Source organism: Streptomyces tricolor, from assembly GCF_002155905.1.
GTDB classification, from domain to species: Bacteria; Actinomycetota; Actinomycetes; order Streptomycetales; family Streptomycetaceae; genus Streptomyces; species Streptomyces tricolor.
The window spans coordinates 1-10,937 of the sequence record NZ_MUMF01000476.1 but is presented as its reverse complement, the minus strand read 5'-3'; the positions used below and the strand labels follow the sequence as shown (position 1 = coordinate 10,937).

At 71.6% G+C, this 10,937-nt stretch carries 11 protein-coding genes; 6 read left to right on the top strand and 5 right to left on the bottom strand.

The annotated features are described in order from the left end of the window. Window positions 1-117: 117 nt before the first annotated feature. Together CCN44_RS30295 and CCN44_RS30290 are read right to left on the bottom strand one after the other, a co-directional pair. The gene (locus tag CCN44_RS30295) at window positions 118-672 is read right to left on the bottom strand and encodes a GNAT family N-acetyltransferase (protein WP_086701160.1); all 555 of its coding nucleotides are present in this window, start codon (window positions 670-672) and stop codon (window positions 118-120) included. Further along, window positions 672-1,673, bottom strand: a complete 1,002-nt coding sequence (locus tag CCN44_RS30290) for a hypothetical protein (RefSeq protein WP_237482668.1) — start codon at window positions 1,671-1,673, stop codon at window positions 672-674. The genes CCN44_RS30295 and CCN44_RS30290 overlap by 1 nt, the downstream gene beginning before the upstream one ends. Before the next feature lie 484 nt (window positions 1,674-2,157). Between CCN44_RS30290 and CCN44_RS30285 the strand changes: the two genes are divergently transcribed. The 6 genes from CCN44_RS30285 to CCN44_RS30265 all read left to right on the top strand — a co-directional run bounded on the left by CCN44_RS30285 (window position 2,158) and on the right by CCN44_RS30265 (window position 6,619). After that, the gene (locus CCN44_RS30285) at window positions 2,158-2,571 is read left to right on the top strand and encodes an ATP-binding protein (protein WP_331478622.1); all 414 of its coding nucleotides are present in this window, start codon (window positions 2,158-2,160) and stop codon (window positions 2,569-2,571) included. Window positions 2,572-2,763: 192 nt separating this feature from the next. Then, window positions 2,764-3,873, top strand: coding sequence for a radical SAM protein (locus tag CCN44_RS30280; RefSeq protein ID WP_086701154.1), 1,110 nt, complete (start codon window positions 2,764-2,766; stop codon window positions 3,871-3,873). A gap of 5 nt (window positions 3,874-3,878) precedes the next feature. Continuing rightward, window positions 3,879-4,019, top strand: a complete 141-nt coding sequence (locus CCN44_RS45220; protein WP_167404046.1) for a hypothetical protein — start codon at window positions 3,879-3,881, stop codon at window positions 4,017-4,019. Between the two features lie 140 nt (window positions 4,020-4,159). Continuing rightward, the gene (locus CCN44_RS30275) at window positions 4,160-4,894 is read left to right on the top strand and encodes a protein kinase family protein (RefSeq protein WP_237482665.1); all 735 of its coding nucleotides are present in this window, start codon (window positions 4,160-4,162) and stop codon (window positions 4,892-4,894) included. Between the two features lie 113 nt (window positions 4,895-5,007). Continuing rightward, complete coding sequence (locus tag CCN44_RS30270) at window positions 5,008-5,421, top strand: hypothetical protein (protein WP_086701151.1); 414 nt, start codon at window positions 5,008-5,010, stop codon at window positions 5,419-5,421. Window positions 5,422-5,434: 13 nt separating this feature from the next. Continuing rightward, window positions 5,435-6,619 (top strand): glutathionylspermidine synthase family protein, encoded by a 1,185-nt coding sequence (locus CCN44_RS30265; protein ID WP_086701148.1) that lies wholly within the window; start codon window positions 5,435-5,437, stop codon window positions 6,617-6,619. 23 nt (window positions 6,620-6,642) lie between these two features. On the opposite strand, the gene pdxR is transcribed toward CCN44_RS30265, so the two are convergent. The 3 genes from pdxR to CCN44_RS30250 all read right to left on the bottom strand — a co-directional run. Further along, on the bottom strand, window positions 6,643-8,019 hold the full coding sequence (pdxR, locus tag CCN44_RS30260; RefSeq protein ID WP_086701144.1) for a MocR-like pyridoxine biosynthesis transcription factor PdxR: 1,377 nt from the start codon (window positions 8,017-8,019) through the stop codon (window positions 6,643-6,645). Between the two features lie 146 nt (window positions 8,020-8,165). Continuing rightward, the gene (locus CCN44_RS30255) at window positions 8,166-9,650 is read right to left on the bottom strand and encodes an aminopeptidase P family protein (protein ID WP_086701141.1); all 1,485 of its coding nucleotides are present in this window, start codon (window positions 9,648-9,650) and stop codon (window positions 8,166-8,168) included. 229 nt (window positions 9,651-9,879) lie between these two features. Then, the coding region (locus CCN44_RS30250) for a PP2C family protein-serine/threonine phosphatase (RefSeq protein ID WP_086701138.1) at window positions 9,880-10,937 on the bottom strand (1,058 nt) is incomplete at its 5' end.

Genomic DNA, 10,937 nt, shown 5'->3' with positions numbered 1-10,937 from the left:
CTGCTCGCCGAGGGCGCGATCGTCACGGCGGGCATCACCGGCGACCCGGCACCGGCGCAGCAGGCCCGGGCGGCGGTGGCGAGCCTGCTCGGGGCCGGTGGCTGTGGCTGAAGCACCTCATGGGGACCGCTCGCGGAGCATGCAGTCGTACAGCGGCGCGCCGTCCCGCGGACGGGACACGCCGGCCTTCCGATAGCCCCACGCCGCGTAGGCGGCCCGCGCCGGACCGGCCTCCGGCTCGGGACGCACGGTCAGCGTGACCCGCTCGACGTCCAGGCCGTCGAGCAGCCGGGCGTGCAGGGCGGCGGCGATCCCGCGCCGCCGCCAGGCCTGCCGTACCGCCAGTTCGATGACGGCGAACGTGCGCCGGCCGTCCTCGCGGGTGAACTCCTCCGGCAGCTCGGCATCCTGGAGGTTCTTCCACCACCGGGTGTCGGGTGCGAGGTGGTAGCCGTAGGCGAAACCGACGACCTCGTCCTCGTCACGCGCCAGAACAAGGCGGAATCCCGGACGCCGGGTGTGCACCTGGAAGTGCTCGATGAACTCGGTGACGTCCTGGGGACCTTCGCAGTACGGCGGCTCGGCGTATACCTCGGCGTAGGCAGGGAGGAAGGCATCGAGTCGACGGGCACCTTCCGGGCCGTCATGGCGCTCGTAGGTGATCTCGGCCATCACACGGCTCCCTTCCACTGGATGTACTCGGTCAGCTCCTCTGCGGCGTCACGGGCACTCACGGCGTCGACCCCGCGCAGCAGGTCACGGACCTCGGTCACACGGCGGTTGACCCGGCCGGATTCAACCTCTTCCAGGTGGGTGAGGCCGGCGGCGGCCTCGGCAGCGCCCTCGTCGACTTCGCCGGCCTGGACCAGGGTGCGGGCGAGAGTGATCCGGTACAGGGCCTGGTTGCGCCCGTACGAGCGGTCCTGGTGGGCGAGAGCTGCGCGCAGGAAGGGCACCGCGGCCTTGTGGTGTCCGGTGTCGGAGTACAGCAGGCCCTGGACGTAGTCGAGTTCGGCGTGCCCGTGGAAGGCAGCCCAGTCCGGGGCGGGGCGTCCGTGGTGGAAGCGCTCCGCCATCCGCATGGAGTCGGCAAGCCTCTTGCGGGCGGCACGCTGCTCCTGCATCAGGGCCAGCGCGCGGGCCTCGCGGGCGGCGATGAGGGAGAGCAGCACGGGGGAACCGAAGGGGACGGCGAGTGAGTGGGCCGCGCGGGCGAGGTCGTAGCCGTCGCGTGGTCGACCCTCGTAGCTGGCCTGCATGCTCAGGGAGACGAGAGTGAGGACCTGAAGCCCGGCATCGTGCAGCATGGTCGCGGTCGTCAGGGCCTCTCCCCAGTAGCGGCGAGCGGCGTCCTGGTCGTCGGCGTCGTAATACAGCCAAGCGCAGTGCTCAGCCGTTTCACCCGCGAGGAGCTGAAGTTGGCGGCCGATGGCGTCCGGATAGCTGCTGGTGTTGATGACCCGACGCACCCGGTGGAGATGGCGGACCGCGAGGGACCGGACATCGCCGCCCCCATAGGCGTCATCGAGCGTGTACAGCGACCGCAGGCCCTCGCGGAGTTCGACGAGGTGAGTGGTGCCGATGGCGTCCGGGATACCGGTGCGCTCCCGAGGCGGCACCGCCAGGGCGGCGGCAACACCGATCGAACCCGCGACGAGCGTTCTGCGGTCCATGTTCACCTCCTTCGGCGACGCTTGAGGAGCGCCCGCCGTCATGCTGGGCCCCGGCCCCGGGAAGCCGAGGTCAGCGGGGCTCATACCGAACATCGCGTGCAGTACCCGCCAGGCCGGGGGGTGCGGCCTGGGCGGATGCGGACGGCGCCACCGCCGGAACTGGCGGTCGGTAACGGTGACCAGCTCCCCGACCAACTCGGCTGTCGACTCGAAGGCCGGGATGAACGTCGACGGCTTGGCCCATCCGCGCTCGACACAAGCGCGTGCGAACGGCGTCAGCGGCTCATCCACCCTGGCCTCCACGAAGGTGTCTGCTCTCATCGACCGTAGCCGCCGGGCCACACCGGAAAAGTCCGGCGGCCGAGAAAAGTCCGGCGGAAGGTCCGGGTGCAGGTCCGGTGGCGCTCGGTGAACAGCGGTTGTCTCAACGTGACAGCACAGGCGCTGTCGACGTCGAACGCGAGCACCACCGAGGGACGCGACGATGACCATGACGGCCGTACCCGTAGGACCACAGCGATATCAGGGGCGGTACCCGGCGACCTCTGAGGCCGCCGCTCACGCGCGACGGGACATAGCGCTGGCCCTGGAGGCCTGGGGACTTCCACAACTGGTGGACGTGGCCCGGCAGGTCGTCACCGAGCTGGTCGCCAACGCGGTGGAGCACACCGAATCGACCACGGTCGGCGCTTCGATCACGCGGACCGGCACGGTCTCCGCGCGGGTCGTCGTGACCGACGCGTCACGCACCAGGCCCACCCCGGGCACGCCGGCCGACGACGCAGAGAACGGACGCGGCCTGTGCCTCGTAGACGCTCTCGCCCACACGTGGGGAAGTGAGCTGGTCCACGGCGGAAAACGGGTGTGGGCCGAGTTGCACGCGGACGGTCCACAGTGATCGGCCGGCCCACGGCCGAGTTGCCGCGCGTGGAGCAGCTCAGCCCCGCCGGCAGATGGCCATCGACTGCGCACATTGCGCCCGCCAGTCGGGGAGGCCGGCCGGGGGTGGCCGAAGTGCACCACCGAGGCCACTTGTTCCGGCTGTGGATCTGCACGTCCTGCTGCTGGCCCCCGGAGAAGGGAAGACGATATGCACGAACTCGTTGCGACACCGTTCGGAGACCGCCGGTTGGTCCTGCGGCCGGGCAGTCCCAAGGCCCTGCAAATCTCGAACGCCCGGTTCGATGAACTGCGCAGTACGGCGGCAAGCTCCAGCAGTGTGCCGCAATGGCTCGTCGAACCTGTTCGCGCCCAGTGGCAGGTAGATGTGGCCGATCGGCGCGTTGACGACGTGATCCTCCTGCGGGAGGCAGGGCCTTACGAGTTCAGCCGCGCGACCTGGGAGATCAACCTCGGCTGTGACCTCGACTGTGTCATGTGCTACCTCGGCAAGAAGCGGTTCGAGGGACTGGACATGGACGGCAAGCGGAGACTGCTCGCCGTCATGCGCGACGCGGGCGTGATCTGGCTCCAGATCACCGGCGGCGAACCACTGATCGACTCTGACTTCCCCGAGTCATACCGGCTCGCGCACGAGCTGGGCATGCAGGTGGAAATCCTGTCGAACGGCTCCCGGCTGCACAAGGACCACGTCCTGAATATGCTGCGGACCTATCCGCCGACGAAGCTCACATTGAGCATGTATGGCGCCACGGCCGACACGTATGACGCGGTGACCCGCAGACGTGGGGCGTTCGGCCGCTTCCAAGCCGGACTGCATGGGGCTGTCGCTGCCGGGCTGAACCTCGACCTCAGTCTGATCTTCGTCCGGCAGAACGCGCACGAGGCTGAGGCCATGCGTGACTGGGCGCGACAACTGGGGTTGCCGTTCCGTGAATACGCGAACATCTCGCCGACGATCCACGGGACCGCTGAGCCGTTGCCGGAACAGTCGCCCGAGTACCTGACCCACCGGCAGCCCTTCACCGGCTGCCCCGCCGGGGTGACCTTTTTCCACGCCGACCCGTTCGGGCGGGCCTCGATCTGCAAGGTCGGCCGCGAACCGAACATCGACCTGATCGCCGAAGGCGTGGAGGGTCTGTCCCGACTCGGCGCGATCGCCGAGTCCCTCATGCTCCGCACCGGGGGATGCAGCGGCTGCAAGCTGTCCAGCACATGCCGGGTATGCAGGCCGATGGCGAAGATCCTCCAGGAGGCGGAGGCACCACTCAGGAACTACTGCCGACACGGAGAGAGGTAGATGGCATGACTGCTGTCATGGTTGAACTCACGCACAAGCCGGGGACCGTCGTTGACGCCCCGGAGGACATCGTGCTCGTGCCCGACGTCGACGCGCTCACCGCGGGCACCGTGCCCGGCTGCAACGACGACAACCCGTACAACTAGAACCCCAGCCGGGGCCGCGTCGCACCGTCTGCGGCGCGGCCCCGCCGTCACAACCCCGCAGGAGGCTGACGGTGCCAACTCCTCGTCTGACCGAACTCCCGGACACCGTTGTCCGGCTGATCGGAGAGACGGTCGGCGCGGTGGTGGACGTCCGGACCGTCCGCACCGGCCTGAACAGCGCCATCGCCGCCCGCGTGCGCACGACCGACCGCACCCTGTTCCTCAAAGGCCTGCCGCTCGATCACCCGCGGGTCTGGACCCAGAAGCGGGAAGCTCAGATCAACCCCTATGTCCAGGGCATCGCGCCACGGTTGCTGTGGCACGTCGAAGAGAACGGCTGGAGTCTGCTGGCCTTCGAGTTCGTGGAAGGCCGCCACGCCGACTTCACGCCCGACTCCCCGGATGCATCCACAGTCATGACCGCCATGATCCGGTTGGCCGACGTGCCGGCGCCGAGCGTCGAGCTGAAGAGCATGCCGCACCGGCTGAGGACGTTCGTGGACGACCCGACCGACCTCTGCTGGTTCGTCGGCAACAGCCTGCTGCACACGGAGTGGAACCCGCACAATGTCCTCATGACGCCCAGCGGAGCCCTGTTCGTGGACTGGGGATGGGCCTCCCTGGGAGCCGCCTGGATCGACCCAGCGCTCTGGCTGCTCTGGCTCATCGCCTACGGCCACACTCCCGGCCAGGCGGAGAGCGCCGCCGCCGCACATCCGGCTTGGAAGCTCGCGCCGCCTGCAGGCCTCGACGCACTGTCCCGGGTCCAGCGCCGACTCTGGGACGCGATCGCAAGGGACAGCGAAGACGACTGGGCGAAGACGATGCAGAACGCCGCACGTGCCTGGGAACGACACCGGAACCCTCCAGCATGAACCACGCCGCCCGCGCTCCCCGCCGTACCGAATCAGGACCCCCGTGGCCGGAACACGCACACCGCTCTCTAGGCTGACCGCCGAACACGACACCACACGGGGGAATCACCATCATGGAGCGCACACGCCGGCCACTCCGTTCCGGCACGGTCGTCCTCGGCGGCATGGGCCTGCTGGCCGCCGCACTCACCGCCTGCTCGTCCGAACCGGACAAGCGCTGCGTCGACCGCGACAGCTACGACCTCGCCAAGGGCTACAAGGTCGTCTCCGACAAGAGCTGCAAGACGACGACGAGCGGTTCCGTGAAGACGTCGGGCAAGAAGAAGTCCCTCAAGAAGCAGGCCGACGCCGCCTGGTACTACGACGGCAAGGAGAAGGGCGGCTGGGTCGACGGCGGCTCCTTCACCGAGCCGGGCGAGGGCGGGTCGGGCAGCGGCTCGTACGACGAGGACGACGACCACCACAGCGGGACCGGCGGGGTCCACCGCGGCGGCTTCGGCGGCGGCAAGGGCAGCTCCGGCGGCTGACCGGAGCACACGCATGGAACGCCGTACTCTCACCCCCCGCCCCGGCTGGCAGCAGACCGTCGAGGCCCAGGGCCTGATCTACCCGCTCACCCGCCACCCCGACGGCTCGCTGCGCCCCTACTGGGACGAGAGCGCCTGCTACGTCTTCGGCCTGGAGGAGGTCGAGGCGCTGGAGGAGACCGTCGCGGAGCTGCACCGCATGTGCCTCGCGGCGGCCGAGCACATCGTGGCCGAGGACCGGCTCGCCGATCTCGGCATCACCGACCCGCGGCTGGCCGCCGCGGTCACCGAGGCCTGGCACCGCCGTAGCGAACTCCCCTCCGTATACGGCCGTTTCGACCTGCGCTACGACGGCACGGGCCCGGCGAAGCTGCTGGAGTACAACGCGGACACCCCCACCTCCCTGGTGGAGGCCGCCTCCCCGCAGTGGTTCTGGATGGAGGAACGTTTCCCCGGCGCCGACCAGTGGAACTCCCTGCACGAACGCCTGGTCGAGGCCTGGCGCGCCCAGGCGGCCCTGCTGCCGCCCGGCAGCCCGCTGCACTTCGCGCACTCCGCCGCCGACGAACTCGGCGAGGACCTGATGACGGTCGCCTACCTCAAGGAGACCGCCGAACAGGCCGGCCTCACCACCGACTGGCTGGCGATGGAGGAGATCGGCTGGGACAGCCTCTCCGGCCGCTTCGTCGACAACCGGCTCCGTTTCATCCGCGGCATCTTCAAGCTCTACCCCTGGGAGTGGCTCACCACCGACGCCTTCGGCGGGCACGTCCTGGACACCCTGGACAACGGCGGCGGCACCGGCAGCACCCTGTGGATCGAACCGGCCTGGAAGATGCTCCTGAGCAACAAGGCCCTGCTGCCGGTCCTCTGGGAGCTGTACCCGGACCACCCCAACCTCCTCCCCGCCTACCTGGACGGCCCCCGCGAGCTGGCCGGCACGACCGGCTACGTCGCCAAGCCCCTGCTCGGCCGCGAGGGCGAGGGCGTCACCGTGCACGAGCCGGGCTCTCCGGCCGTCCTCCGCGACGACCCCTGCTGCTACCAGCAGCTCGCTCCCCTTCCCGCGTTCGACGGCAACCACGTGGTCCTCGGCGCCTGGGTGGTCCAGGACGAACCGGCCGGTCTCGGCCTGCGCGAGTCCACGGGCCTGATAACCGACGAGTACGCCCGCTTCCTGCCCCATGTGATCCTCTGAGGCAGTGGTCTGGCCCCCTCCGCTCAAGGCAGCACCCGGCACAACGCCTCCAGGGCCCCCGCCCACGCGCTGTCCGGCGGGGTGCCGTAGCCGACGACCAGGGCGTCCAGGGGGGCCGTGGGCGCCTGGGGGTGGCGGTGGAAGGAGAGGCCGTGCAGGGCCAGGCCCTGCCAGGCCGCGGCCTGGACCACTGATTCCTCGGTGCCCGCGGGGAGGCGCAGGACCGCGTGGAGGCCGGCGGCGATGCCGGTGACGCGGACGTCCGGTGCGCGCTCGGCCACGGCGGTGGCGAGGGCGTCGCGGCGGCGGCGGTAGCGCAGGCGGGCGGAGCGGACGTGGCGGTCGTACGCCCCGGAGGTGAGGAACTCCGCCAGGGTGAGCTGGTCCAGGGCGCCCACGGTGTCCACCCGGCCCTTGGCCGAGGCCGCCTCCGCGGCCAGGTCCGGCGGCAGCACCATCCAGCCGAGGCGGAGCGCGGGGCCGAGCGTCTTGGAGGCGGTGCCCAGGTAGACGACCTGGCCCGGTGCCATGCCCTGGAGGGCGCCGACCGGCTGCCGGTCGTAGCGGAACTCGCCGTCGTAGTCGTCCTCGACGATCAGCCCGCCCCGCGCGCGGGCCCAGTCGGTGAGCGCCCGGCGCCGCTCGGGGTGCAGGGTCACCCCGGTCGGGTACTGGTGGGCCGGCGTGACCACCACGGCCGCCGCCTCGCCCAGCTCCTCGGGGCGTACCCCGCGCGCGTCGACCGGCACCGGCAGGACCGTTCCGCCGTTGTGCCGCACCACGTCCCGGTGGAAGGGCAGCCCCGGGTCCTCCATGGCGATCGCGGCGCCGCCCAGCACGCGCGTGAGCAGCGCGAGGCCCTGTACGTACCCGGAGGTGACGACGATCCGCTCCGGCGGCGCGAGCACTCCGCGGGCCCGGCCCAGGTAGCCGGAGAGCGCGGTGCGCAGCTCGATCCGGCCTCGCGGGTCGCCGTAGTCGTACGCCAGCGAGGGGGCCGTCGCTATGGCCCGGCGCAGGGCGCGCAGCCAGGCCGCCGCCGGGAACGCGCCGACGTCCGGGCTGCCGGGACGCAGATCGAAACGCGGCGCACGCGTGCGCGTGTCCGTCCCCGGCTCCTCCGTCTGCACGGCCGACAGCTCGGCGACCCGGGTGCCGGATCCCTGGCGTGCCGTCAGATACCCCTCGGCGACCAGCTGGTCGTACGCCGCCTTCGCGGTGCCGCGCGAGATCCCGAGGTCGGCCGCGAGCCGCCGGGTGGCCGGCAGCCGCGTCCCCGGCGCGAGCCGTCCGTCGCGCACGGCGTCCCTGAGCGCCCGTTCGAGCCCGACCCGCCGCCCGTCCGCGGAGTCGGTTTCCAGATGCAGGTCGACGCCGACCCCGGACCAGAAGTCGTCCATGTCTCCACCCCCGTCACTGCAAGCGCCCCGGAGGGCGCGGTGCTGTACCGGATATGCGGCTCCGCCGCGCGGGCGCGACCAGCCACGGACAACCCGCAGACAGAAATGGCCGGGCACCTCCCGGTACCCGGCCATTCAAACGCAGATCAGCCCTTCAGCGCGGCCATCCACGACTCGACCTCGTCCGACCGGCGAGGCAGCGCGGCGCTCAGGTTCCGGTTGCCGTCCTCGGTGACGAGGATGTCGTCCTCGATCCGGACGCCGATGCCCCGGTACTCCTCCGGCACGGTCAGGTCGTCGGCCTGGAAGTAGAGCCCCGGCTCGACGGTGAGCACCATCCCCGGCTCCAGCGTGCCGTCCACATACGTCTCGGTCCGCGCGGCAGCGCAGTCGTGGACGTCCATGCCGAGCATGTGCCCGGTGCCGTGCAGGGTCCAGCGGCGCTGCAGGCCCAGCTCCAGCACGCGCTCGACCGGGCCCTCGACCAGGCCCCACTCGACGAGCTTCTCGGCCAGTACGCGCTGGGCGGCGTCGTGGAAGTCGCGGTACTTGGCACCCGGCTTGACGGCCGCGATACCGGCCTCCTGGGCCTCGTACACGGCGTCGTAGATCTTCTTCTGGATCTCGCTGTACGTGCCGTTGACCGGCAGCGTGCGCGTGACGTCGGCGGTGTACAGCGTGTGCGTCTCCACGCCCGCGTCCAGCAGCAGCAGGTCGCCGGAGCGGACCGGGCCGTCGTTGCGGACCCAGTGCAGGGTGCAGGCGTGCGGGCCGGCCGCGCAGATGGAGCCGTAACCGACGTCGTTGCCCTCCACGCGCGCGCGGAGGAAGAACGTGCCCTCGATGTAGCGCTCGCTGGTCGCCTCGGCCTTGTCCAGGACCTTCACGACGTCCTCGAAGCCGCGCACGGACGAGTCGACGGCCTTCTGCAGCTCGCCGATCTCGAACTCGTCCTTGACCAGCCGCATCTCGGAGAGGAAGACGCGCAGCTCCTCGTCGCGCTCGGCGGTGACCTTGTCGGTCAGGGCCGCCTCGATGCCGGCGTCGTAGCCGCGCACCACGCGGACCGGGCCGGTGGCCTCGCGGAGCGTGTCGGCCAGCTCGCGCACGTCGGCGGCCGGGATGCCGTAGAGCGCCTCGGACTCGGCCAGGGAGTGCCGGCGGCCGACCCACAGCTCGCCCTGGCCGGAGAGCCAGAACTCGCCGTTCTCGCGGTCGGAGCGCGGCAGGAGGTAGATCGTCGCCTCGTGGCCGTCGCCCTTCGGCTCCAGGACCAGGACGCCGTCCTCGGTCTGGTTGCCGGTGAGGTACGCGTACTCGACGGAGGAGCGGAAGGGGTACTCGGTGTCGTTCGACCGGGTCTTCAGGTTGCCCGCCGGGATCACCAGGCGCTCGCCCGGGAAGCGGGCGGAGAGCGCGGCACGGCGGCGCGCGGTGTGCCCGGCCTGCTCGATCGGCTTCAGATCACGCAGCTCCGTGTCGGCCCAGCCGGACTTCATGTTCTCGGCCAGCTCGTCGGAGACGCCCGGGTACAGGCCGTTCTTCCGCTGCTTGACGGTCTCCTCGGACTCGGTCTCCGGGCCCTCCGCGGTAGCGGAGTCGGGCACAGCCGGGTTGAGCTCGTCGGACACGTGATCCTCCTCGATACGCCATTGATCTCCCCCGGGGCCCGCGACGCTCCTGCTTGTGGCCGAGCGGGGGCCTCCATCATCGTACGGTCGTACCGGAAGCGGGCGGGGCCGGATGACCTGTTATGCCCGGTCATGCCAGTGGGCCGGGCCGCGCGCTCCGCCGCAGCGGGCGGCGGGCCCCCGGCCGGGCCGGGCCCTCCGTGGCGGGTCCTCCGCCGGAGCGGGCCGCTCAGTCGAAGCGGGCGGCGAGCAGGACCACGTCCTCCTCGCTGTCGGCGGCGTCCGTGCCGTCCGGCAGGACCGCGCGCAGCACGTGGTCGGCGACGGCTTCCGGATCGTGCCGCACCGCGCGCGGGACGCCCGCGGCGGCGGCGTGCAGCCGGGCGAAGGCGCGGTCCATCGGGTCGCCGGTACGGTGCAGCAGCCCGTCGGTGTAGAGCAGCACCGTTTCGCCGGCCTCCGCCTGGATCTCCACGCTGGGCGCCTCCCAGCAGGCGAGCATGCCGAGCGGGGCGGAGACGGAGGTCTCGGCGAACTCGGTGCGCCGCTCGCCGACCAGCAGCGGCGGGCTGTGCCCGGCGCCGGCCAGGGTGATCTTGCGCAGCGCGGGCTCGCAGTAGGCGAACAGGGCGGTGGCCGAGCGGGCGGGCTCGGTCAGCCGCAGCAGCAGCTCCAGGTCGGACAGGACGGCGACCGGATCCTCGCCCTCCATCACGGCGTACGCGCGCAGGGAGGCGCGCAGCCGGCCCATGGCGGCCACCGCGCTGGGCCCGGAGCCGGTGACCGAGCCGACCGAGAGGCCGAGCGCGGCCTCCGGCAGCGGCAGGGCGTCGTACCAGTCGCCGCCGCCGCGCGGGCCGGTGCGGTGCCGGGCCGCGAGCTGGACGCCGGCCACCCGGGGCAGCCGGGAGGGCAGCAGCTCCTCGGTGAGGGTCGCCATGCACGCGCGCGTGCGTTCCACCTCCCGCAGCCGGGCGAGGTGCTCGGTGGCGTGCCGGACATACAGCCCGGCGAGGTGGCGGCGGCGTTCGCGCGGCTCGGCCGGTTCGTCGTAGAGCCAGACGACGGCGCCCAGGCGGCCGGCGGACTCGGTGGCGAGCGGCAGGGCGTAGCTGGCGGCGTAGCCGAGGCGGGCGGCCACCTCGCGGTGGCGCGGGTCCAGTCCGTCCTCGGCGAGCAGGTCGGGGTGGACGATCTCGGCGGCGGCGCCGGTGTCGTACGGCAGGGCGCCGGGCGGCACGGTCTCGATGTGGCCGAGGTCGGCGCGGCCGAGGCCGAGGCCGAGCG

Excerpts from the sequence above, each read along its gene's own strand:
- CCN44_RS30295 (WP_086701160.1), bottom strand. The coding sequence starts at position 672 with ATGGCCGAGATCACCTACGAGCGCCATGACGGCCCGGAAGGTGCCCGT.
- CCN44_RS30290 (WP_237482668.1), bottom strand. The coding sequence starts at position 1,673 with ATGGACCGCAGAACGCTCGTCGCGGGTTCGATCGGTGTTGCCGCCGCC.
- CCN44_RS30285 (WP_331478622.1), top strand. The coding sequence starts at position 2,158 with ATGACCATGACGGCCGTACCCGTAGGACCACAGCGATATCAGGGGCGG.
- CCN44_RS30280 (WP_086701154.1), top strand. The coding sequence starts at position 2,764 with ATGCACGAACTCGTTGCGACACCGTTCGGAGACCGCCGGTTGGTCCTG.
- CCN44_RS45220 (WP_167404046.1), top strand. The coding sequence starts at position 3,879 with ATGACTGCTGTCATGGTTGAACTCACGCACAAGCCGGGGACCGTCGTT.
- CCN44_RS30270 (WP_086701151.1), top strand. The coding sequence starts at position 5,008 with ATGGAGCGCACACGCCGGCCACTCCGTTCCGGCACGGTCGTCCTCGGC.
- CCN44_RS30265 (WP_086701148.1), top strand. The coding sequence starts at position 5,435 with ATGGAACGCCGTACTCTCACCCCCCGCCCCGGCTGGCAGCAGACCGTC.
- pdxR (WP_086701144.1), bottom strand. The coding sequence starts at position 8,019 with ATGGACGACTTCTGGTCCGGGGTCGGCGTCGACCTGCATCTGGAAACC.